Origin of the sequence: Rhizobium sp. NLR16a (assembly GCF_017948245.1) — a bacterium.
Classification (GTDB): Bacteria; Pseudomonadota; Alphaproteobacteria; order Rhizobiales; family Rhizobiaceae; genus Rhizobium.
Genome location: NZ_CP072865.1, coordinates 1,310,839 through 1,331,189 on the forward strand (window position 1 = coordinate 1,310,839; position 20,351 = coordinate 1,331,189).

24 protein-coding genes and 1 pseudogene are annotated in these 20,351 nt (G+C 60.1%); 16 read left to right on the forward strand and 9 right to left on the reverse strand.

The window, feature by feature from the left end:
- The first annotated feature begins 246 nt into the window (after positions 1 to 246).
- The 3 genes from J7U39_RS06175 (at position 247) to J7U39_RS06185 (ending at position 2,819) form a co-directional block, all read left to right on the forward strand.
- Positions 247 to 483, forward strand: coding sequence for a hypothetical protein (locus J7U39_RS06175; RefSeq protein WP_210630947.1), 237 nt, complete (start codon positions 247 to 249; stop codon positions 481 to 483).
- Positions 471 to 1,301 carry a response regulator gene (locus tag J7U39_RS06180; RefSeq protein ID WP_210630948.1) on the forward strand — a complete coding sequence of 277 codons (831 nt, stop codon included), beginning with the start codon at positions 471 to 473 and terminating at the stop codon, positions 1,299 to 1,301. The genes J7U39_RS06175 and J7U39_RS06180 overlap by 13 nt, the downstream gene beginning before the upstream one ends.
- Positions 1,302 to 1,487: 186 nt before the next feature.
- The gene (locus J7U39_RS06185) at positions 1,488 to 2,819 is read left to right on the forward strand and encodes a diguanylate cyclase (protein ID WP_210630949.1); all 1,332 of its coding nucleotides are present in this window, start codon (positions 1,488 to 1,490) and stop codon (positions 2,817 to 2,819) included.
- A gap of 227 nt (positions 2,820 to 3,046) precedes the next feature.
- Here J7U39_RS06185 and J7U39_RS32245 read toward each other — a convergent pair whose 3' ends face one another.
- The 4 genes and pseudogenes from J7U39_RS32245 to J7U39_RS06205 form a co-directional block, all read right to left on the reverse strand.
- Entirely contained in the window at positions 3,047 to 4,066 is a 1,020-nt protein-coding gene (locus tag J7U39_RS32245; protein WP_041678677.1) for a GlxA family transcriptional regulator, read from the reverse strand.
- Positions 4,067 to 4,348: 282 nt separating this feature from the next.
- Positions 4,349 to 4,549 (reverse strand): hypothetical protein, encoded by a 201-nt coding sequence (locus J7U39_RS06195; RefSeq protein ID WP_064803254.1) that lies wholly within the window; start codon positions 4,547 to 4,549, stop codon positions 4,349 to 4,351.
- Positions 4,550 to 4,995: 446 nt separating this feature from the next.
- Positions 4,996 to 5,517: a TetR/AcrR family transcriptional regulator gene (locus J7U39_RS06200; RefSeq protein ID WP_210630950.1), complete on the reverse strand. Its 522-nt coding sequence runs from the start codon at positions 5,515 to 5,517 to the stop codon at positions 4,996 to 4,998.
- Positions 5,480 to 6,085 (reverse strand): annotated as a pseudogene (locus J7U39_RS06205) (alpha/beta hydrolase); the annotation flags it as partial. The gene J7U39_RS06200 and the pseudogene J7U39_RS06205, both read right to left, overlap by 38 nt.
- A 3-nt stretch (positions 6,086 to 6,088) precedes the next feature.
- Between J7U39_RS06205 and J7U39_RS06210 the strand changes: the two are divergent.
- From J7U39_RS06210 to J7U39_RS06240, 7 genes are all read left to right on the forward strand, one after another.
- Positions 6,089 to 6,487: a TetR-like C-terminal domain-containing protein gene (locus tag J7U39_RS06210; protein ID WP_247241726.1), complete on the forward strand. Its 399-nt coding sequence runs from the start codon at positions 6,089 to 6,091 to the stop codon at positions 6,485 to 6,487.
- 115 nt (positions 6,488 to 6,602) lie between these two features.
- A complete protein-coding gene (locus J7U39_RS06215) occupies positions 6,603 to 7,049 on the forward strand; it encodes a DUF1184 domain-containing protein (RefSeq protein WP_210630951.1) in 447 nt (148 codons plus the stop codon).
- Positions 7,050 to 7,353: 304 nt separating this feature from the next.
- Positions 7,354 to 8,748: a selenium-binding family protein gene (locus tag J7U39_RS06220; RefSeq protein WP_210630952.1), complete on the forward strand. Its 1,395-nt coding sequence runs from the start codon at positions 7,354 to 7,356 to the stop codon at positions 8,746 to 8,748.
- A gap of 36 nt (positions 8,749 to 8,784) precedes the next feature.
- Complete coding sequence (locus J7U39_RS06225) at positions 8,785 to 9,411, forward strand: hypothetical protein (protein ID WP_210630953.1); 627 nt, start codon at positions 8,785 to 8,787, stop codon at positions 9,409 to 9,411.
- Between the two features lie 460 nt (positions 9,412 to 9,871).
- The gene (locus J7U39_RS06230) at positions 9,872 to 10,105 is read left to right on the forward strand and encodes a DUF2171 domain-containing protein (RefSeq protein ID WP_210630954.1); all 234 of its coding nucleotides are present in this window, start codon (positions 9,872 to 9,874) and stop codon (positions 10,103 to 10,105) included.
- Between the two features lie 50 nt (positions 10,106 to 10,155).
- Complete coding sequence (locus tag J7U39_RS06235) at positions 10,156 to 10,317, forward strand: DUF2945 domain-containing protein (RefSeq protein ID WP_210630955.1); 162 nt, start codon at positions 10,156 to 10,158, stop codon at positions 10,315 to 10,317.
- Between the two features lie 84 nt (positions 10,318 to 10,401).
- On the forward strand, positions 10,402 to 10,587 hold the full coding sequence (locus J7U39_RS06240) for a DUF3008 family protein (RefSeq protein WP_210630956.1): 186 nt from the start codon (positions 10,402 to 10,404) through the stop codon (positions 10,585 to 10,587).
- Positions 10,588 to 10,610: 23 nt separating this feature from the next.
- Here J7U39_RS06240 and J7U39_RS06245 read toward each other — a convergent pair whose 3' ends face one another.
- Positions 10,611 to 11,330, reverse strand: coding sequence for an MgtC/SapB family protein (locus J7U39_RS06245; RefSeq protein ID WP_210630957.1), 720 nt, complete (start codon positions 11,328 to 11,330; stop codon positions 10,611 to 10,613).
- Between the two features lie 242 nt (positions 11,331 to 11,572).
- Between J7U39_RS06245 and greA the strand changes: the two genes are divergently transcribed.
- Positions 11,573 to 12,055 (forward strand): transcription elongation factor GreA, encoded by a 483-nt coding sequence (greA, locus tag J7U39_RS06250; RefSeq protein WP_210630958.1) that lies wholly within the window; start codon positions 11,573 to 11,575, stop codon positions 12,053 to 12,055.
- Positions 12,056 to 12,192: 137 nt separating this feature from the next.
- Here greA and J7U39_RS06255 read toward each other — a convergent pair whose 3' ends face one another.
- Positions 12,193 to 13,086 (reverse strand): LysR family transcriptional regulator ArgP, encoded by an 894-nt coding sequence (locus tag J7U39_RS06255; protein ID WP_210630959.1) that lies wholly within the window; start codon positions 13,084 to 13,086, stop codon positions 12,193 to 12,195.
- Positions 13,087 to 13,186: 100 nt separating this feature from the next.
- Between J7U39_RS06255 and J7U39_RS06260 the strand changes: the two genes are divergently transcribed.
- On the forward strand, positions 13,187 to 13,795 hold the full coding sequence (locus J7U39_RS06260) for a LysE/ArgO family amino acid transporter (protein ID WP_210630960.1): 609 nt from the start codon (positions 13,187 to 13,189) through the stop codon (positions 13,793 to 13,795).
- 100 nt (positions 13,796 to 13,895) lie between these two features.
- On the opposite strand, the gene J7U39_RS06265 is transcribed toward J7U39_RS06260, so the two are convergent.
- Positions 13,896 to 14,108: a hypothetical protein gene (locus tag J7U39_RS06265; protein ID WP_210630961.1), complete on the reverse strand. Its 213-nt coding sequence runs from the start codon at positions 14,106 to 14,108 to the stop codon at positions 13,896 to 13,898.
- Between the two features lie 114 nt (positions 14,109 to 14,222).
- On the opposite strand from J7U39_RS06265, the gene J7U39_RS06270 reads away from it, so the two are divergent.
- Together J7U39_RS06270 and J7U39_RS06275 are read left to right on the forward strand one after the other, a co-directional pair.
- On the forward strand, positions 14,223 to 15,122 hold the full coding sequence (locus tag J7U39_RS06270; RefSeq protein WP_210630962.1) for a LysR family transcriptional regulator: 900 nt from the start codon (positions 14,223 to 14,225) through the stop codon (positions 15,120 to 15,122).
- A 99-nt stretch (positions 15,123 to 15,221) separates the two neighbouring features.
- Complete coding sequence (locus J7U39_RS06275; RefSeq protein ID WP_011425752.1) at positions 15,222 to 15,377, forward strand: entericidin A/B family lipoprotein; 156 nt, start codon at positions 15,222 to 15,224, stop codon at positions 15,375 to 15,377.
- Positions 15,378 to 15,422: 45 nt separating this feature from the next.
- Here the strand turns inward: J7U39_RS06275 and J7U39_RS06280 are convergent, their stop codons facing one another.
- Together J7U39_RS06280 and J7U39_RS06285 are read right to left on the reverse strand one after the other, a co-directional pair.
- Positions 15,423 to 15,770, reverse strand: coding sequence for a hypothetical protein (locus J7U39_RS06280; RefSeq protein ID WP_210630963.1), 348 nt, complete (start codon positions 15,768 to 15,770; stop codon positions 15,423 to 15,425).
- Positions 15,771 to 15,802: 32 nt separating this feature from the next.
- A complete protein-coding gene (locus J7U39_RS06285; protein WP_210630964.1) occupies positions 15,803 to 16,801 on the reverse strand; it encodes a glycine betaine ABC transporter substrate-binding protein in 999 nt (332 codons plus the stop codon).
- A 645-nt stretch (positions 16,802 to 17,446) separates the two neighbouring features.
- Between J7U39_RS06285 and J7U39_RS06290 the strand changes: the two genes are divergently transcribed.
- Positions 17,447 to 18,901 carry a cobyric acid synthase gene (locus tag J7U39_RS06290; protein ID WP_210630965.1) on the forward strand — a complete coding sequence of 485 codons (1,455 nt, stop codon included), beginning with the start codon at positions 17,447 to 17,449 and terminating at the stop codon, positions 18,899 to 18,901.
- Positions 18,902 to 19,256: 355 nt separating this feature from the next.
- Positions 19,257 to 20,345: an adenylate/guanylate cyclase domain-containing protein gene (locus J7U39_RS06295; RefSeq protein WP_210631610.1), complete on the forward strand. Its 1,089-nt coding sequence runs from the start codon at positions 19,257 to 19,259 to the stop codon at positions 20,343 to 20,345.
- The last annotated feature ends 6 nt before the right edge of the window (positions 20,346 to 20,351 follow it).

Consider the following 20,351-nt stretch of genomic DNA (forward strand, 5'->3'; position numbering starts at 1 on the left):
GTGCTTGCCGGCGCCAGGGACTCTTCCCTGTTTTTTACCATGACGGCCGGCCGGTGAAGCCGGGCTATCATATCACCGAGGTCAAGGCGGGCCAGTTTTCGGCCCGCGAATTGCTGCACAAGATCGAGGCGCGCTCGCTGGGTTTGCCGTCTGTGTCTGATTAATGCCTGCGTATCTAGGCGACAAACGCGGAGAGATCGAATGATCCGGACGCCCGCTACCAGGCGTCAACATGATAGAAGCAGCATGCGCTACGTTCATCCAGGCTGCAATGATCAAGCTCATGACACGAAGGCTGGTCCGCTATCCCGCTTTCTCGATCAGACTCTTAATCATATCCGCAAAGAAATCGCAGGCGCACCATTGCGCCGCGTGTTCATTTCGCAGCGGCAGATGCTGATTAATAATTATTCAAATCAATTGATGTATCGAATTGGCTCGGGGACAGAATTTACATCAAAGGTTTGCTTATGGCGTTTCTAGGTATTTCGGGGATGCAATATTCCGGGGAAATGTTTGCCGGTGCGCGGATTATTGTCGCGGAAGATTCCAACGTATTCACCTCCATGATCAGCAAGCGCCTGAAGGAGCTGTTCGACATCGATGTCGAGATCTGCCGCAGCTTCGAGGATCTGCAGTTTTCCTACGACAAGTCTTCCGACCCGATCACGCTGGCGATCTCGAACATCAACCTGCCCGGCGCCGAAAACGGCGAGGCGCTGGAATATCTGGTCGATCTCTCCATACCGACCATTGTGTTTACCGGCACCTTCCATGAAGGCATGCGCGACAAACTGATCGCCAAGGACATTGTCGACTATATCCTCAAAGACAATATTTTCGCCGTCGACCTTCTGGCGGAGTCGATCTGCCGGTTTCTGACCAATCATCGCCATCACGTGCTGATCGTCGACGACAGCGCGACGGCGCGCGCCCTGCTGTCGAGCCGGCTGAAGCGCTATAATTTCCGAGTGAGCACCGCCGAAAACGGCGCCAAGGCGCTGGAGATCCTGAAGGCCAGTCGCGATATCGGCCTGATGATCACCGACTACAATATGCCCGATATAGACGGCTTTGAACTGACGCGGCGCATCCGGGCTCATATCGGCTCGCACGAATTGCGCATCATCGGTGTTTCCTCGTCCTCGAACCGGCTGCTTTCGGCGCGGTTTCTGAAGGCCGGCGGCAATGATTTCATGCTGCGTCCCTTCATCGACGAGGAGTTCTACTGCCGCGTCAACCAGAATCTCGACACGCTGCTGCAGATTCAGTCCATGCGCAAGGAGCGGGCGGTTGCCTGACGGCCCTTCCAGGATCTGGATCGCGAGGAAGCCGGGGGCGATCGGCGCTGCCGGGCGCTGGATTTTTGCAATTACAGGTAACCAGGATATTTGTCCCCTTCACGCGGATGAGCCTCTCGGTTATCGTCCGCCGCGCCGGGGGAAGGGCCGAGTCGAGCCCATAAGGCGCGAGGGGGAATAGGGGCTGTGGCTTTTCAGGCGGATTTTCAGCGAGATGGCATCGGGCTGCGTTCCGGCGGGCTAAAGATACTTCTGGTTGAAGATTCTCGAATGTTTTCCGCCGTGCTTTGCCATCGGTTCCAAACGGAACTTGGCCTTGCTGTCAAATCCTGCTCGTCGCTGAAGGCGCTTCGCAGGGAACTTGCCGAAGACGGTCACGGCTACACCATGGCGGTCGTCGATCTGAACCTGCCGGATTCGCCCTATGGCGAGGCGCTCGACTGCACGATCGAGCACGATATTCCAGCAATCGTCTTCACCGCCACGTTCGATCTCAATACGCGCAACAGGATCATGGAGCGCAATGTCATCGATTACGTGCTGAAGGACAATGAGTTCGCGCTCGACAATCTGGTCGCCACCGTCCGCCGTGCGATCTCCAACCGCAAGACGCGGGTGCTCGTCGTCGACGATGTCGTCTCGGTACGCCAGGTTCTCGTCGATCTCCTTAAGGCGCAGCAATATCTGGTCGTCGAGGCAAGCTCGGGGCTCGAGGCGCTGGCGGCGCTCGAAGCCTATAGCGATATCGAACTCGTCGTCACCGATCATCACATGCCGGATATGAGCGGCTACGAGCTGACGCGGCGCATCCGCCATCGCTTCGGTTCGGACCGGTTGCGCGTCATCGGCGTCTCCTCCTCCAATGATCGCATGCTGTCCGCGAGTTTCCTCAAAGCCGGCGCCAGCGATTTCGTCTACCGGCCCTTCGTGGCCGAGGAGCTGCAATGCCGCATCGCAAACAATGCGGAAACACTGGCGCAGATGCGCCAGTTGAGGGCCGCTGCGGCCTGCGACTATCTGACCGGCCTCTATAACCGCCGCTATTTCTATGACAATGGCCCGAAGCTGGTGAACGAGTGCTTGCGGTTGAAAGTGCCGAGCTCGGTCGCCATCCTCGATATTGACCACTTCAAGCGGCTGAACGACACATACGGCCACGAGATCGGCGACAAGGTGCTGAAAGCAGTTGCAAACAGGCTGTTCACGATCTTCGACGGCAGCGACAACCTGTTGTCGCGCCTCGGCGGCGAGGAGTTCGCCATCCTCTTTCCGCAGATGGACTCGGCCGCCGCCACCAAGCTCTGCGACGAGATCCGCTCGGATATTTCGCGGCTGAAGGTAACGGCCGACGACGAGGAACTCGGCGTCACCATCTCGATCGGCATCGCCGAAATCGGCAGCTATGAAACCTTCGAGAATTATCTCAACGCCGCCGACCAGTTCCTCTATATGGCCAAGCATCGCGGCCGTAACCAGGTCTATTCCGACGCCAGGATGACGGAAGAGGTGGCGCAGTAGGACTGCTTCCGGTAATTAGCCTCTCGCCACCGTCCGGTTTGCGCCAATGGCAGCCCCTCACCCTAACCCTCTCCCCGGTTAAACGGGGCGAGGGGGCATGCCAAATGCAGCGTTGAGGCTGAGGAAGCCGGTGCGGCGTATCCCCTTCGCCCCGCAAGCGGGGAGAAGGGGCCGGCAGGCGGATGAGGGGCCGACACGGTCCTATCACTCGGCGACCTTCCGATGCCTCAAGCCGCAACAGCCTGTCTTGCCGTCGCCATGGTCATCTTGCGCTCGGCGCGTTCCTGCTGCGGTGAGCGGTGGTAGAGTTCGCGATAACACTTGGAGAAATGCGAGGCCGAGACGAAGCCGCAGGCGACGGCGACCTCGACGACGGGCATCGAGGACTGAACCAGCAGGTGGCGCGCGCGGTCAAGGCGAATTTCCAGATAGTAGCGGGCCGGCGAACGGCCCATCTCCTGGCGGAACAGCCGTTCGATCTGGCGTCGGGAGAGGCCGGCGCCATCGGCGATCTCGATCAGCGACAGCGGCTCGGCGAGATTGCCTTCCATCAGCTCGATGATCGACAGAACCTTGGCGTTCTGCACGCCAAGACGGGCGCGCAGCGGCAGGCGCTGGCGGTCGTGCGGGTTGCGCACGCGGTCGGTCAGGTGCTGCTCGCAGATGCGGTTGACGAGGCTTTCGCCGAAATCCTCGCCAATCAGGTTTAGCATCATGTCGAGCGAGGCGGTGCCGCCGGCGCAGGTATAGAGATTGCCGTCGACCTCGTAGAGGTCGGCATAGACCTCCGCCTGCGGAAAGGCTTCGGAAAAGCCTGGCAGGTTCTCCCAATGGATGGCGCAGCGTTTGCCGTTCAGGAGGCCGGCCTGAGCCAGCACATGCGCGCCCGTACAGAGGCTGCCGACGGCGACGCCGCGATTGTAGCATTCGCGCAGCCAGGCATTGACGGATTTATTGTTGAATTCCTCGATATCGATGCCGGAACAGACGAGCACCATGCCGGGACGGTTTTCGCCGCCCAGATGCCGGCGTTCCTCGGCGAGCGAGGAATTTGCCTCGATGCCGATGCCGCACGAGGAATAGACCTTCTCTCCGTCGACCGAGGCGAGCCGCCAGGTATAGGCCTGATAGCCGAGCATGCGGTTGGCGATGCGCAAGGTGTCCACCGCTGCCGAAAAGGGCAGCATGGTGAATTGCGGTACCATAAAGAAGACCAGTGAGCGCTTCTTGATCTGCATCCTGTTCATAGCGAAATCCATGCTCGAGGGGCGATGACATATTCGTTGCGCGGAATGCGTCGCGCCGATGTCCTAAAAGCGACAGTGGCATGGAAAAATGCGGCCGGGAAGAGCAAATATGCGACATTGACCGGAATTTGACCGGTCAAATCGCCGATCGGGGCAGAAGACAGGCTCATACGCGACTGAAATTCGGGGCTGAAAACGGCTGGGAACGGCACAGCGGACAGGAAAAAGGCGGCGTTGCGCGAGGCAGACGCCGCCCTCATCTCAGGAGGAATGTCGCATTCATTACATGGTCCGGTGTTTGCTGTCGTCGGTGCTCGGCCAGCCGATATCCTTGCGGACGTCAAACGGCATGGCTTCGATTTCACGGGCGGTCCGCCAGCGCGTCCAGGCAAGCACGAGCTTGTGGGCGTAATGGCCCAGATCGAAGCGGCCTTCGCCGGAGGTGAGGGTCTTGCCACCACCCCGATAGGTGAGCGTGGTCATTATCCAGTTCCTTTCCTGGGTCAGGGACATGGTCGTCGATGGGAGGTTCGTCCATGTCCACGCTGTTAATATGGGCGTCGGGAACTCATCATTCAAACGAATAGAGCTTATGGATAGCATCAACGATATTGAATGATCTCGGCGCCTCCCGACAATGGACCTCGTGGCCTCTATTGTCGGTACCAAGCACTTTGAACCCTGCGAGCGGAAGTGGGCTCTGGATGCCGCTGGCGTCTCTCCAACAGACGGCAAGCTTTTTTCCCTTTGGAAATGGCAGTTGAGCAAGACCGTGCCGCGAAGGCCAATGCAGCGAGCTGAATTCTGTATGCGAGGGCGGAGTGATCAGTGCCGAGTGTCGAGATGGGGCAGCTCGTCGTCGAAATTCCCGTTGCTGCCGGCATCATAGGTGTTCACGCTTCGACCACCGCCTCGGGAACCGAACACCGTCAACTGCACCATGATGGCTCGTGCGCGTTCGACCGCAGCGTCATTGTCCGCGCCTGCAGCACCAGTCGGTGCTGTTCCAGATCGTTTCTTTCAAACGCTCCTGCACTGGCTTGGCCGCTTTCAGCAGACTGGGTAAAGCAGAAACGCTGCTCGAAGAAGCTCGCCGCCACGGCGTCCAGTACGGCAGCCTTAGTAGGGAAGACCTTGTACACGCTTGCCGGCGACTTTCCGATCAGTCGGGCAATATCGGTGACGTTCGTTTTCAATGGTCCGTATCGCCGGCACGCTGTGGTGGCAGCTTCGACAATGTGGGATCTCTCTTCTGCGCGTGACTCGATCGATGGATCAGGCGACTTTCCATTTGCGAGTCCTTTGGGCGTACGGCTTCGAATCCTATCGTCTCGAAGTGAAGCCCTGTCCGGCCGGTAAGTTGCCGGACAGGGGATTTCAGACGGATCCTCATCGCAGAATCCCGCTGAAGGCTCAGTACGAGATCTGCCCGTTGACGATCTTTCCATCATCGGAGGAAAGCTCCCGTTTCAGCGCATCGCGTGCCTCCGGACTGATGATGGCCACCGGAGCCGCAACGGCTACGCGCGCTGCCGAGCCGGCGAAGTTGGCCGCTGTCATCCCGATCTCATCGGCAACGCCTGCCTTTCCGCCCTCCAGGCTCTGCCCCGCCAGCCGCCGCCCGAGCATGCGCACGATCTCGGGACTGTCGGCGAAAGCGTTGTGGCCGAGCGGATCGCTGGTTGCGATGCCGCTCGTGTCGATCACGGAAACGCCGAGTTGGTCGAGAAGGGGTGCATAGGGTCTGAGATCGGTGCCGCCGACGCGGTTGACGCCACCCGACAGCCAGCCGGACACCTCCAGCGCCTTGTCGCGCGTCGATGTCAGGATCGCAAAGTGCGGCCTCTTCGGCCCCATTTCCGTGAACTGACGGCGAAACACGTCGATGTCGATGTCCGGGGATGCCAGGATGACATTCCTGACCTTGGACGGTATCGATTTCTCCCGCATGGCAACACCGCGCAGGGCCTCCGCTGCAAGCCAGCCTCCCATGGAGTGGGCCAGGATCGTCACGTCGCTGCCATGGCAGGCGCCTACGTCTGTGGCGGCGTTCATAATCCTGCGCTTTACAGATTGATGTTCGGCGGCTACCTGACGGGCCAGGATAGCGACCGTCCGGCGATAGAGAGGATCGCTGCCTACAGGATGAAAGCCCTGATCGTGGATGCGATGAGCGGCGGCGCCTTGGGGTGCGAGATTCCGAACACCGCCAAAAACGAAAGCAAACTCGACGGTGCCATCCTGGTGTTCTGGTCGCAGTTGCATGGCCTGACGCTCCTGTTGGTGGACCGTCTCGTGGGGCCAGCCGAAGCGTTACGCGAACTGACCGACAGTGTCTTGCAGGCGATGCTGAACGGATTGGCAAATTACATTCCGGCGATACCGCCAGGCGTGTGGGTGGGCCCTCCGCTCGCTGACTAGAGAGAATTCGCCACGCTCCCGACATGCCGACATCTGCCCGGTTTGCAGGATCGGCTGCTATAGCTTGGCATGGTGTCGTTACAGCCGTGCTAGCTTCCTTTGAGAGGACAAACTCTTGAGCGAATACCTATCTGCTCTGATGGGGCTCGCAGGCGTCGCGATCGGCAGCCTGACCTCCTTTGTTACCACTTGGACGACTCAGCGATCACAGGCCAGGGAAAAGCATCGCGACGCCGAGATGGCCAAGCGCGAAAAGCTTTTTTCCGATTTCATCGCTGAAGCCACACGGCTCTATGGTGACGCAATCAGCCACCAGAAGGACGACGTCTCCGATCTCGTCTTCTGTTACGCGTTAGTCGCACAGATGCGGCTCTTTTCCACGCGCCCGGTTGTAGACGCGGCCGAGTTGGTGATGGAGAGGATTGTCGAGACTTATCTGGCTCCCAACCGCTCCCTCTCTGAGATCAAGGGTATGGCTAGATCAGGCGCATTGAACGTTCTACTCGAATTCGGCGAGGCGCGCCGGCTCGAGCTATCGGCAGATCGCCGCTCTGGTGGATAGTTTCGCCGATGAGATCAGCTTGCGAGCATTTCCTTGCGCGGATTGCTCGCAACAGTCCGAATCCCTGTCGCGCGCTCTCCCCACCATACAGCGTATGAGGGAACGCTGTGACTGCGGCACGATCGGTTCGGGCCTGAGTGCGCTCGCTACGATCGTCGTGTATATCCAATTTTGGTGGTAAGGCGCTTCAAGCGTTCAATCGAAGAAATAAGGCCGATAGGCCGTATTTCCGACGCGTTTTTGCCGCATCAACAGAGCCTGCATCAGGATCCACGCATGGGGAATACCAGCAGGGAGAATGGAGATGGCGACGTGGCGACCCGATCCTTCCTTCTATCCATCACCGCGCATGGCGGCCAAGGCTCCAAAGGAAACGCTCGCCTATGTTGCAGCGTTCGACCCAGAGCGAAGGCGACCGGATGCAATCGCCGTCGTCGACGTCGACCCGGCGTCTTCAAGCTATTCGCAGATTGTCGGACAGGTCGAGATGCCGAACCTTGGCGACGAGCTTCACCATTTCGGCTGGAATGCCTGCTCGTCCTGTCTTTGCCCCAATGCGCCGCATCCGCATGTCGAGCGGCGGTATCTGGTGGTGCCGGGCTTGCGGTCCTCGCGTCTGCACATCATCGACACCAAGCCGGATCCGCGCAATCCGAAGATCATTCGCGTGATCGAGCCTTCGGAGATTGCCGAAAAGGCGAACTATTCCCGGTTGCACACGACCCACTGCGGACCCGAGGGGATTTACATCAATGCGCTCGCCGATCGCGACGGCAAGGCGCCAGGCGGCATCTTCCTCTTGGATCACCAGAGTTTCGACGTGCTCGGGCAGTGGGAAATGGATCGTGGGCCGCAGAAGCTTGCCTATGATTTCTGGTGGCATCTCGGTCACGATACGATGATCACCAGCGAATGGGGCACGCCGGATACATTCGAGAACGGGCTGGTTCCCGAGGTGTTGCTCGGCTCGAAATATGGCCGCCGATTGCATTTCTGGGATCTGCACAAGCGCAAGCACCTGCAAGAGATCGATTTCGGCGAGGAGCACCAGCTCGTCTTCGAGCTGCGCCCGGCTCATGATCCGACCAAGGCCTATGGTTTTGTCGGCTGTGTCATCAGCCTCAAGGACCTCTCGGCCTCGATCTGGACATGGTATCGCGATGGAGACCGGTGGGCTGTGAGGAAAGTGATCGAGATTCCGGCGGAGCCGGCGGACCCGGATTTGCTACCTCCCGTACTCAAGGGGTTCAGCGCCGTGGCGCCGCTCGTTACTGACATCGACCTGTCGATGGACGACCGTTTTCTCTACGTCTCGTGTTGGGGCACCGGCGATATGATCCAGTATGACGTTTCCGATCCCTTCGCGCCGAAAGAAACGGGCCGAGTGCGGATCGGCGGGATCGTTTCGCGTACCTCCCATCCGAAGGCTGTAAACGGAGCGCTGAACGGTGGGCCACAGATGGTGGAGATCAGCCGCGACGGCAAGCGGATCTATTTCACCAATTCGCTCTATGGCGCCATCGATCCGCAATTCTACCCTGACGGCATCGACGGATGGATGGTCAAACTCGATGTCGGCGATGGTGGCGGCATCGCCTTCGACGAGAACTTTTTCGTCGACTGGCCGAAGGGCCACCGCCCGCATCAGGTCCGCCTCGAAGGCGGCGACTGCTCGTCCGATTCCTATTGTTATCCATAGGGAGGAGGAGGCGACAGTGCGGTCTTCTCAGGGCGAATGACGACCGTCTGGCCATGGCTTTCGATTGTCGGTCTCGGCGCCTTTCACGGCATTAATCCGGCGATGGGCTGGCTCTTTGCGGTCGCCCTGGGGCTTCACCGCCAGAGCCGCCGGATCGTCTGGTTGTCGCTTGCTCCAATTGCCGTGGGTCATGCCATCTCCGCCGCTCTCACACTGGTGGTGGTCGTCACATTCGGCGCGGTATTAGAGCCGCACCATTTCAGGCTCGTCGCGGCACTGCTCATTCTCAGCGTCGCTGCCTACGGCGTGCTTTACGGGCACCGCCCCCGGGTGAGGGTCGGCATGCGCGCCGGCATGGCAGGCCTTGGCCTCTGGTCCTTCCTGATGGCAACGAGCCACGGGGCGGGCTTGATGCTGGTTCCCGCGGTACTCAGCCTATGCGTGGCGGATCGAGCGGGAGATCTTGCGACCGCGAGTTCGCTGCCGATCGCGCTTGCCGCCGTTGCCGTACATGGCGCGGCAATGCTGGCCGTCGTCGCGGTGGTGGCGATCGCCGTCTTCGAATGGCTCGGCCTTGCGGCACTCCGCTCGGCATGGATCAACTTTGATCGCCTCTGGACCGTGGCGCTGAGCGCGACCGGCATCGTGCTTCTCGTCCAATGAACCTGTGCTGTGACCGCGGTCGTGGGCGGGGACGCGCCCAATCTTGCGCCTTCACGTCGCTGATGTAACCGCGGACATCGGTGGCCGGCTCGGTGTAGGCATCGCCGAGCGTCTTTGTCCATGTTTGGGACGCAGGATCTTGGCGTCGTCCTCCTGGGGTAAGGCCGAGAAGCAATTGTCGATCGTGTAATGAAGAGTGCCCCAGGTAGCCGCGGGAAAACGGTTAGCGCAGCGCTCAGCCTTGCCCCTCACTCCAATGAGCCAAACTGAGCTGACATGCCGAACCACAGCCAACTGGAATTTTCCCGGCGCGATTTGCTATCTCGCCGGTCGCCGCACTCGTTGTCACGGGGGATGAAGCATTCAACTGCACCTTCGGTATGCGGCGACATGGCTTGGAACCAACTCCGTTCCCCATCGTTGCGACCAGGTAACTGCCAGTGACGCAAAGGAGGAAATGATGATTTCCGCAGACCAGATCCGTGAACATATGGAAGTTCTGACGGCTGACGGCACCCACGTCGGGACGGTGGATCATCTTGATGGTCCGACCCGCATCAAGTTGACGAAGTCCGACTCGGAGGACGGCAAACACCATCTGATCCCGATTGACTGGGTCGATCACGTCGATGCCCATGTCCACCTGTCGAAGAACGCCAGAGATGTCCGCAGCCAGTGGGCAACCATCAATTGAGGAGTGGCAGGCTGCGGCTCAGGTCGCAGCTTCCTCTCCACGGAGCCGCCATGACGCGACAATTGCAGAAGGGCGACAAAGTGAGCTGGGATACCAGCCAGGGAAGCGCCGAGGACAGAGTGATCAGTAAACAGACCAGCCAGACGAAGATCAAGTGCCATATGGTGAAGGCGTCGGCGGAAAGCCCGCGATATATCGTTCGAGAGCGATAAATCGGGAAGTGCGCCGCTCACAAGTCTGAGGAACTCAGGAAACATTGATGTCGGCATGCCTCGTCTGGACGAGAGGAGATTGAAATGCCAGCCAAATCCAAGGCCCAGCAGAAGGCGGCGGGAGCCGCACTTTCAGCCAAACGCGGAGAGACGCCCAAGAAAGAACTCAAGGGTGCTTCGAAGCAGATGGAAAAAAGCATGAGCGAAAAACAGCTCGAGGAATTCGCATCGACCAAGACAAAGGGCAAACCCCAGCATGTTTCCAAATGATCGTGCGACAGCCTGCGAGTTCGTTACGTCGAAGTCGAATGCATGGAAAATCCTGCGACATGATAGGACTCTGAAACAGCATCGAAAATCGCGCGGGCGGAGGCGTCGCGGTTTTTGGACATCCATCGCAGTTCGAACGTGACGCCAGGGCGGCCCTCGCTGGTCTGTCCAAAAGAAACGAACAGCGCAACGCAACCTAGCGGTCCAAGCACCTCCGATAATTCCGGCAGGTCGGCTTCGGAGCTGTGAATGACGAGTGTTGCCTTCTGTTCGCAACGCAGCCACATATCCAGCTGCTTCATTGGCGACAAGACGATGAAGGCGGCGGCGGTCGCCACCGTCCCGGTCAGGATCTGGCCACCGCCGAAGCAGAGACCGACGACGGTCATGAACCACATGGTAGCGGCCGTGGTGACGCCGGTCATCGTGTCGCCACGTCTCAGAATCGCGCCGCCGCCGATGAAGCCGACGCCCGTCAGCACGCCGAGGGGAAAGCGCAGGACGTCCATCTGCGTGAAATAACTAAAGGTTTTTCCGTAGGTCGATAGAAGGAGGTTTGCCTGGATCATCGCCAGGCAGGCGGCAAGAGCCACCAGGATAGTAGTCCTGAAGCCCGCCGGGTGACCGCCGCGCTCGCGATCGAGGCCAATCAGTCCGCCCGCGATCACCGTCAGTATGATCCGCAAGGCGATCTCCCACCAGCTTGGCGTCAGCGGCATCGCTTCCGTCAGGAATGAAGGCATGGTCTGATCCTGACTGTATCGCCGCTCTTTCGCTGCTGGCCGGGCATTCGTTCCTCCTGCGCTACAGTGCATCCGGTTGAGATAAACGCGGTGTCGGCCCGGACGTTCCCGGGGCGCCTCTGGGCCGTAGACGTTTGCAACAGGGCAAGATTGGCGGTTTGTCGGCCATCGGTGTATGGTTCCGGACTGGGACCATCCACACTAACCATAAGAGCGCGTAGCGTCTAAAATGGAGTCATTGATTGGCTGTTGCCTTCACCAAGGAAGAGAGTTTCGAAACCGCTTCGGAAACCCTGTTGCCGGACCGGGCAATTTCGCCGCATCCGAACCTCGTCACGGAAGCCGGGTTGAAGGCTCTCGAACTGCAGTTTCAGCAGGCGCGCGCGGCTTATGATGCGACGAGCGCCATCGAAGACGTAAACGAACGGCGGCGCCAAGCTGCCAATCCTTTGCGTGATCTACGATACTTATCGGCCAGACTTCGCACGGCCCAACTCATGCCTGACCCAACGTCAGCCGACGTGGTTGCCTTCGGCAGTACGGTCACTTTCAGCCGCGACGACGGACGCGTGCAGACCTATCGGCTCGTCGGCGAAGACGAAGCAGATCCCAAGGCCGGATCGATTTCCTACGTCTCTCCGGTGGCGCAGCTGCTGATGGGGAGGGCTGTCGGCGATGTGATGGAGACAAGCGGCCAGGAGCTGGAGATCATCGCCATCTCCTAGAGAAGCTCGTCAAAGCGAGCGGATCGGTACGAAGAATTTCGTCGAACCTCGGCAGCCGCACGGCCTACGTGTGATCGCTCCAATCGAAGAGTATCTCTGCCGCGGTGGAGCCTGAAGAAGAGGCATGCCTGACGGAATTAAAGACAGCGCTTCGCCACGGCGACGACTTCGCGCGTCAACTCCGCCAGGCGGTCGGCGGCGAGGCGGTTTATCTGCCAGTAGAGTGGGACGTCCAGCGGCGTGTCGGCAACAAGCTCGACCAGCCGTCCTGATGCGAAATGTTCGCGGGTGAGCTGGGTCGGATTCATTCCCCATCCCATGCCGGAAAGGGTGGCCTCGACGAAGCTTTGCGGCGAGGGCAGCCAATGTGTGGGGTAGTCCAGATCTTGGCCGAAAGTCTGCCTTACCCAGTTGCTCTGAAGCCTGTCCTTCTGGTTGAAGGTCAGGGCCGGAGTGTTTCGGATCGCCTCCGACGTCACGCCGTCCGGGAAGTGGCGGGCGACAAAATCGGGTGTCGCGGTGGCGTTGTAACGGAGAGTTCCAAGCGCGAAACGCCGGCACCCCCGGATCGGCTTCTCCAGGCTGGTGACGGCTGCGATCACCCGTCCTCGCTGCAGCCATTCGGCGGTGTGATCCTGGTCGTCGACGGCGACATTCAACAGATAGGACGAGGTTTTGGAGAAATTCGACATGGCCTCCACGAACCATGTGCCGAGGCTGTCGGCGTTGGTCGCGATCTGAAGCGTGACCCTTTGGCGTGGCTCGTCGGGATCGACAAGAGCCGGCAGCTGCCCGAAAAGCTCGGCCTCGAGCATGCCGACATTCTCGATGTGGCGACAGAGCCATTCACCCTTTTCGGTTGCGGTACAGGGGGTGCCTCTGGCGATCAGGATGACGCCGAGGCGTTCTTCGAGCTGCTTGACCCGCTGCGAGACCGCCGAAGGCGTCACGTTCAACAGGGTCGCCGCCCTTTCGAAGCTGCCGGTCTGGGCGACGGTTGCAACGGCGCGAAGAGCGGGATAGTCGAGCATGGATTAATTTCTCTTAATTGGGATAAGACAGATTAATTAGACTAAGCCAGTTTCAGGCGATACCGCAACTTCATCGAAGCTGAGACGTGTTGCTGAAACGATGAATTTTTCGATTTATGTTACAGGCCTGATGATGGGGCTCAGCCTGATCGTGGCGATCGGCGCGCAGAACGCCTTCATCCTTCGCCAGGGCCTGCGCCATGAACATGTCTTCGCCGTCTGCTTCACCTGCGCCTTATCCGACGCGGCACTGATCATGCTCGGCGTCACCAGCCTCCAGCAGATCGTCGGCTTCGTGCCCTGGCTCGATCCGGTCATGCGGTACGGGGGAGCCGCGTTTCTGGCCTGGTACGGAGCCAAGAGCCTCTATTCCGCCTTACGGTCGTCCGCTGTGCTGACAGCGGCGGAAGCCGAAACGACAGGCTTTTGCCGTACGCTTGCGACCTGCCTCGCGCTGACCTGGCTCAATCCGCATGTCTACCTCGACACGGTGGTGCTGCTCGGTACGATATCGACGCGGTATCCGGGGCAGCAGGCTTCGTTTGCCGCAGGCGCCGTGACCGGCTCCTTCCTGTTTTTCTTTGCGCTCGGATATGGCGCAATGTGGCTGCGGCCAATCTTCTCCAGGCCAGCCTCCTGGCGGATGCTCGAGACGCTCGTCGCGGCGACGATGTGGATTATAGCTTTCAAGCTGATAGGTGGGATATGAGCCGATCGCCGTGAGGCCATCGGCCCGGGCCCGTGTTGCCGAGTTCGACGGCAATGTCGTCCGAAGACCTGAGTGTCCTGATCCCATCCAGAGATCGGCATTATGCACGCGATTCCACGATCCTCAGAACCCGCTTCGGTCGAGCGACCGAGTTGAGGGGCGGCAATTCCATTTCACGCTGGCAATCAGCCAGCAGGTGCGACGGAAATCGCTTCAACTCCCGCAGCGCATGTTCGTGGTTCGCATCCCTGCGCCGATGCGACTTGAATGCTGAAAGGGCTTGTAGGATATTCCAGGTGCTTGATTGCGCCATGTCGAGCCTCCTTTGCTGCGCTAGTTGGCGACACGCTGACTATGGGGAGCGATTGACATTCAATCAAACAAAATGATATGCGGTTAAAGATCAGAAAAATTGAAAGATGCGACGATGAGCCTTCCCTTTCGCCGTCCCATTCCTTTGCTTGACAACGATGTGCTGCGTACCTTCGTCGCCATCGCCGAGACGGGCAATTTTTCCACTGCCGCCGAAGCGGTGTTCCGCACGCCGTCAGCAGTGTCGATGCAGATCAAGAAGCTCGAGGAACAGCTCGGCGCGACCCTGTTTTTGCGCGACGCCCGCTCGGTGACGCTGACACGCCACGGCGAGATGCTGCTTTCCTACGCCCGCAACATCCTCGCCCTGTCGAACGAGGCGGTGTCGCGCTTCATCATGCCGGAGCTCACCGGTGTCGTCAGGCTCGGCGCGCCTGAAGATATCGGCGAGCGGCTGCTGCCGAGGATCCTCAAGAGTTTTGCCGAAAGCTATCCCGGCATCATGGTCGACGTGACGATCGACATGAGCGTCGGGCTGAAGAAGCGCATGGAGGAGCAGCGGCTCGACCTGGCGCTGATCAACTGCGCGACGCGGCCGTTTCCGACCGGTGGCGAAGTGGTGTTTCGCGAGCGGCTGGTCTGGGCCGGCGCAAGGTGCGGTTCGGCGCATCGGCGCGATCCCCTGCCGATTTCGATCTGGGAGGACGGCTGCATCTGGCGCCAGGAGGCGCTATCGCAGCTCGAACGCAACAAGCGGCCGTATCGCGTCGCCTATCTCAGCGGCCACACGATGGCGCAACGCGCCGCCGTGCTTTCCGATCTCGCCATCGCGCCGCTGCCGCTCTCCTATGTCAGCGAGGACATGTCGATCCTCGGGCTGCAGGAAGGGCTGCCGGAGCTCGGCTCCTTCGATATCCGGCTGCTGACCGCCTCGCAGATGTCTGGACCGATCGAGACGGTGGCCGACAGCATCCGCAGTGCTTTCGCCGAGAGAGCGAAGGCGGTCGCCGCCTGAGGACGTCTTTCTCCCGCTGAACCTTTTGTTCCTTTGTGCGTTATCGGCGCGGATGGCACGAGTGCCGTTCGGGGTTGATTTCAAACAAGGATATTCGAAATGACGACAACGGCCAAAATTGCCGCAGCCTTCATGGTTCTTCTTGCTCTTTCCTCCTGCGGCAACACGATCCGCGGCATGGGGAAAGATACGGCGAACGCCGTCAACGCCACACAGGACGCCGGTCGCTCGGTCGACAGGGCTGCGAGGAAGTAATCGGCCGGCAGCTTTGCCGGGCTGAACGGGCCATCCGCGGCCGGATCAAGGCACCGGAGGATATGCCTTTTCGAGGCCGCCGGATCGGCTGAGACCGGTCCGGAAGGCTTGGTAGGCGGGATGCTGGCTCGAGCGAGCGGTTTCCATCAGTCGTATCTGCAGGCGATCCGGCGCCTGGGTCCCGAGCCATGATCCAAGGTTTTCAAGCTTCAGCGAGTTCAGGAAATGCGACTTCGCCGCAAGGTCGAGATGGCGCCGCAGGCCGTCGAGCAGGTTGTCGTCCTGGGCGGCATTTTCCATGAGCAAAGCCAGATATGATTTATCGGCTTCCGATAGCGCGGCGAGCTTTTCCGCAACGGTATCGCGGTCGGGAAAGGGAACGTTGCCTGTCATTCGAATCGTCCGATGGTAGGTGCCATCTGCCGTTATAGGCTCGCTTTGACTTTTTCGGCTACATCGGCGGGCACCCATTTCACCCACAAGTTCTCGTAATTGCGCAGGAAATAGATAGCGGCATCCTCATTGCTTTCGCGATTTTCATCCTGCCAGGCGAGCACCTGGTTGATCGTCTCATTGTCCCATTTGCGGGTCTTGAGATAGGTCGTGACAGGTCCGGCGCGGCTGGCGAAAGACCTGGTCATCAGCGTGAAGGCGCGCGAGACCGGATAGGAATTGAGCTCAGGCCTGATGCAGCCGGCAACCGCAGTGCAGCGATCCCATTCGGCCTTGTTGTGACTGACGCCGAAGCTCAGCCGCGTCATGTCGTACTTGCCGAGGATGGCGGTCGGCGCCCAGTAATAACCGAGCCAGCCGATCTTATTGTCGAAAGCCCGGGCGATCGAGGCATCGAGCCGCTGGGGACTGCCGGTCTCGACAAGTTCGAAGCCCTTTTTGTCGGCGGCCAGGGCCTTGAAGAGGTTGGTGGTCGATATCTGGCAGCTCCAGTCGGCGGGACAGTTGTAAACCGCGCCTTTCGACGGATCATCCTCGGCAGGAAAGAGCTCGGGGTGCTTCAGCGCGTCCTCGACCGAGCGAATATCGGGATTGGCGTCGGCAATGAATTTTGGGATAAACCAACCCTCGACCGCGCCATCGGCGAGTATCTCGGCGCCCTGCACCAGCCGGCCGGTATTGACGGCCTGATCGAGCAGAGCCCTGACGGAGTTGATCCAGTATTCCGATGCGATATCGGGGGTGCCTTTCTCATTCATCGAGGCGAAGGTCGGAAGGGTGTCGCCGTCGACGATGGTGACGGAACAGCCGTAGCCGTTTTCCAGGATAAACTTGTCGAAGTTTGCGGCAATGCCGGCCGAGGCCCATTTCATCTCGGCGATCGATACTTTGCCGCATTCGGCGGCTTCGGCCGGCACGATCGCGCTCAAAAGAGCCGCGGCAAAGACGGCCGAAATCAAAAGCGTCTTCATCGTCTTCCCCGAATTCTTCTTAGACAACGTGCTGCCGGGATTCACCTGGGGCGATCCCGCAACAGGCGTTTCCCGTTCACGGGCGCCGTCCCACCGGCTCCGGCAACTCGTCGCAGACCATGTTTAGCAATGGCTTATTTTGTCGAAGCCTACGCGTTCGCTCGGAGAAATCAACCGTCTTCTGCTCGTGGTTGCGGAACTAAATTATTGAATTCGAAGAATATAGTTCGCAGCTATTATTTCCCCAGATCGAAAATTGACGCCGTCTGGGAACGCCGGCGCAGTGGCGGCGGAAATTCCGCCGTGCAGATCAAAAAAAGTCAAAATTAACATTTGCGTAAGCCTTCAATAACTCTCCGGTAAGAATGTGCCGTTATCAGTTGGGATGTAGCGGCAACGACCGCTGCTTCTCCGGTTCAGGTAGTGCGTACCGGAGAAAGCGAGCTTCGCCGTGTAGGGGCGAAGACGCCTGAGTTTTCGGCAAACCGCGCAGAGCCAAGGCCATGCGCGGTTTTCGCGCTTTCGCGAGAATATCCGAAGTCTTGACCCGGGATCGGCGGCCATTGTAGGCCTCCGGCTAGTGCATCGGCCCGAAAATCTGAATCGATTTTCGGAAGCGCGGTGCCCTAGGGAAAGGCGGCCGCCATGGCAAGAGCGATCATGCTGCAGGGAACCGGCTCGGATGTCGGCAAGACGGTGTTGGTGGCGGGTCTCTGTCGGCTGGCGGCCAATGCCGGGCTCACCGTGCGGCCATTCAAGCCGCAGAATATGTCGAACAACGCGGCGGTCGCCGATGATGGAGGCGAGATCGGCCGGGCGCAATGGCTGCAGTCGCTCGCCGCCCGCACGCCGTCCTCGGTGCATATGAACCCGGTGCTGCTCAAGCCGCAATCGGAAAGCGGCAGCCAGATCATCGTGCAGGGCAGGGTGTTCGGGCAGGCGAAGGGGCGGGATTATCAGCGGCTGAAGCCGCAACTGCTCGGCGCCGTGCTCGAAAGCTTCGAAAAGGTGTCTGCCGGCGCCGATCTCGTCGTCGTCGAGGGTGCCGGCTCGCCGGCAGAAATCAATCTCAGAGCCGGCGACATCGCCAATATGGGCTTTGCGACGAAAGCGGGCGTGCCCGTCGTGCTCGTCGGCGATATTGATCGCGGCGGCGTCATCGCCTCGCTGGTCGGTACGCAGGCGATCCTCGATGAGGGCGATAGAGCGATGATCGCGGGCTATCTCATCAACAAGTTCCGCGGCGACGTCTCGCTCTTCGACGACGGCATCCGCGCCATCGAATGTTTCACCGGTTGGCCCTGCTTCGGCGTCGTGCCGTGGCTGCAGGCTGCCGCGCGCCTGCCAGCCGAGGATTCGGTTGTCCTCGAGCGACTGGCGAGGGGCGGTGCCGGGGCGCTGAAGATTGCCGTGCCGATGCTGCCGCGCATTGCCAATTTCGATGATCTCGATCCGCTGAAGGCGGAGGCGGATGTCGAGTTGGTATTCGTGCGCTCAGGCGAGCGGCTGCCTGCCGATGCGAGCCTCGTCATTCTTCCGGGCTCGAAATCGACGATAGCGGACCTCGCCGATCTCAGAATTCAAGGCTGGGACCGCGATCTTGCGGCGCATGTCCGGCGCGGCGGCCGGGTGATCGGCATCTGCGGCGGCTACCAGATGCTCGGACGCGCGGTCCGCGATCCGCTGGGAATCGAGGGCGGAACCTGCGAGGCGCCGGGGTTGGCGCTGCTCGACGTCGAGACCGAGATGGCGTCGGAGAAGACCGTGCGCAACAACCAGGCCCGCTCGACCGAATATGACGTGCCGCTTGCCGGCTACCAGATCCATCTCGGCGTCACCGGCGGCCCGGATTGTATCAGGCCTTCGGCGATCATCGACGGTGCGCCCGACGGGGCGCTTTCGGCCGACGGCCGGATCATGGGCACCTACCTGCACGGGCTCTTCGGCAGTGACGCCTACCGCACCCGACTGCTGGAAAGCTTTGGGTTATCGGGCGGGCGGACGAATTATCGTCAAGGCGTGGAGCAGGCGCTCGATGAGATCGCCGGGGAATTGCAACGTTGCCTCGACCCACACTGGCTGGCCGGGCTGATTGATTAGCCGCCACCCATCAAGGCTGCGCCTGCGGTTTCGCGTCTCAGGTGCGGCGCTTTGAAGAAGGTCGCGCAAGGAGCCATTTGAGAGTACCGGATTTCGCTGCCAATCAGAAAGGCCGAGAGAGGCCCGCTCGAAAACACGTTGGTCGGAGGTCGGAGTCTCAGGGGATAGGCGCATCTTCGGTCGTGCTGCATTACTTAATTCGCTCAAGAGTAGAATCGCGATGCGAAGCAGGCTAATAAAAGGTTGTTGATCCTCACGCGGAGGCTTGGAAATTAAAGATCATATCCAGTGGGTTATAGAGCAGGGAATCACCAGCGAGCATATCGGTGATCTCGTCGCCGGCCTGTGTGAACGGCTGATTGCGGACGGGTTTCCGATCTGGCGGGCAAGCATCCGCATGCCGTCCCTGCATCCGATGTATCGCGGCGTCGCGGCCAATTTCATGCGGGGCGGTGAGACTGTTCTCGAGAATGCGGAGCACGGCAGCGAGACCGAGCGCAACTTCGAGAAGACGCCGATATTCTATCTTCTGAACCGCGGTGAGAAGACGGGGCGGTGGAACCTGGCGAAAGGCGAGGGTCTCCACTATGGCGAGCTCTACGAATTTGCGCTTGCCGGTGGCACGGACCATGTGGTCAATCTTTTCGAGTTCCCGAAGGAAGTCGCGCTGCGCGGGCTCGGTTTCTCTCTGACGAGCGATTCTCCGGGCGGATTTTCAGATGATCAACTGGCGATTATCGATGAGCTTTTCCCAGCGCTGGGGCTTGCCGCTTACCGTGTCGCGGTTTCCAAGACCGCGACCGATATCCTCGCCGTCTATACCGGCGCCAGGACGAGCGCGCGCATCCTTGCCGGTGAAACCCGCAGGGGAATGGGCGGCTCCATCGATGCTGCCATCCTGCTTGCCGACCTCCGCAACTTCACGGCGCTGACCGAGGCCTATCAGCCGGGGGAGATCGTCGGCTTTCTCAACGAGCACTTCGAACTGATCGACCGGCACGTCGAGGAAAATTCCGGCGAGATCCTCAAGTTCATGGGCGATAGCGTGTTGGCAATCTTTCCGACGGACGCCGAGGATCCGCAAAGGGCTTGCAAGGCCGCATTGGCTTCGGCGCAGAACCTGCTGAGGGCAAACGAGGAGCTCAATCGCGAACGGACGCTGGATGGTGGCCCCGATATCGGTATTGATGTCGTCTTGCATCTCGGCGAGGTTTTTTACGGAAATGTCGGCGCCCAGGGCCGGCTGGACTTCACCGTGATCGGCAGGGCCGTCAACGAGGCGTCGCGGCTTGAAAAGCTGTGCGGAACGCTTGAGCAGCCCCTGCTGCTGTCAGAAAGCTTCGCAGCGACCTGCGCCGTGCCCTGCGACTATCTCGGCGCTTTCGATCTGCGCGGCGTTTCGAAGAGAGCCGACGTTTACAGGCTTGCCCGCGCCGCTTCTTAGGCTCGC

Bases quoted from the DNA above. Each gene is read 5' to 3' on its own strand.
- J7U39_RS06175 (WP_210630947.1), top strand. From the start codon at position 247: ATGCGCTACGTTCATCCAGGCTGCAATGATCAAGCTCATGACACGAAG.
- J7U39_RS06180 (WP_210630948.1), top strand. From the start codon at position 471: ATGGCGTTTCTAGGTATTTCGGGGATGCAATATTCCGGGGAAATGTTT.
- J7U39_RS32245 (WP_041678677.1), bottom strand. From the start codon at position 4,066: ATGAACAGGATGCAGATCAAGAAGCGCTCACTGGTCTTCTTTATGGTA.
- J7U39_RS06195 (WP_064803254.1), bottom strand. From the start codon at position 4,549: ATGACCACGCTCACCTATCGGGGTGGTGGCAAGACCCTCACCTCCGGC.
- J7U39_RS06200 (WP_210630950.1), bottom strand. From the start codon at position 5,517: ATGATGGAAAGATCGTCAACGGGCAGATCTCGTACTGAGCCTTCAGCG.
- J7U39_RS06210 (WP_247241726.1), top strand. From the start codon at position 6,089: ATGGCAGGCGCCTACGTCTGTGGCGGCGTTCATAATCCTGCGCTTTAC.
- J7U39_RS06220 (WP_210630952.1), top strand. From the start codon at position 7,354: ATGGCGACGTGGCGACCCGATCCTTCCTTCTATCCATCACCGCGCATG.
- J7U39_RS06225 (WP_210630953.1), top strand. From the start codon at position 8,785: ATGACGACCGTCTGGCCATGGCTTTCGATTGTCGGTCTCGGCGCCTTT.
- J7U39_RS06230 (WP_210630954.1), top strand. From the start codon at position 9,872: ATGATTTCCGCAGACCAGATCCGTGAACATATGGAAGTTCTGACGGCT.
- J7U39_RS06235 (WP_210630955.1), top strand. From the start codon at position 10,156: ATGACGCGACAATTGCAGAAGGGCGACAAAGTGAGCTGGGATACCAGC.
- J7U39_RS06240 (WP_210630956.1), top strand. From the start codon at position 10,402: ATGCCAGCCAAATCCAAGGCCCAGCAGAAGGCGGCGGGAGCCGCACTT.
- J7U39_RS06245 (WP_210630957.1), bottom strand. From the start codon at position 11,330: ATGCCTTCATTCCTGACGGAAGCGATGCCGCTGACGCCAAGCTGGTGG.
- J7U39_RS06255 (WP_210630959.1), bottom strand. From the start codon at position 13,086: ATGCTCGACTATCCCGCTCTTCGCGCCGTTGCAACCGTCGCCCAGACC.
- J7U39_RS06260 (WP_210630960.1), top strand. From the start codon at position 13,187: ATGAATTTTTCGATTTATGTTACAGGCCTGATGATGGGGCTCAGCCTG.
- J7U39_RS06265 (WP_210630961.1), bottom strand. From the start codon at position 14,108: ATGGCGCAATCAAGCACCTGGAATATCCTACAAGCCCTTTCAGCATTC.
- J7U39_RS06270 (WP_210630962.1), top strand. From the start codon at position 14,223: ATGAGCCTTCCCTTTCGCCGTCCCATTCCTTTGCTTGACAACGATGTG.
- J7U39_RS06275 (WP_011425752.1), top strand. From the start codon at position 15,222: ATGACGACAACGGCCAAAATTGCCGCAGCCTTCATGGTTCTTCTTGCT.
- J7U39_RS06280 (WP_210630963.1), bottom strand. From the start codon at position 15,770: ATGACAGGCAACGTTCCCTTTCCCGACCGCGATACCGTTGCGGAAAAG.
- J7U39_RS06285 (WP_210630964.1), bottom strand. From the start codon at position 16,801: ATGAAGACGCTTTTGATTTCGGCCGTCTTTGCCGCGGCTCTTTTGAGC.
- J7U39_RS06290 (WP_210630965.1), top strand. From the start codon at position 17,447: ATGGCAAGAGCGATCATGCTGCAGGGAACCGGCTCGGATGTCGGCAAG.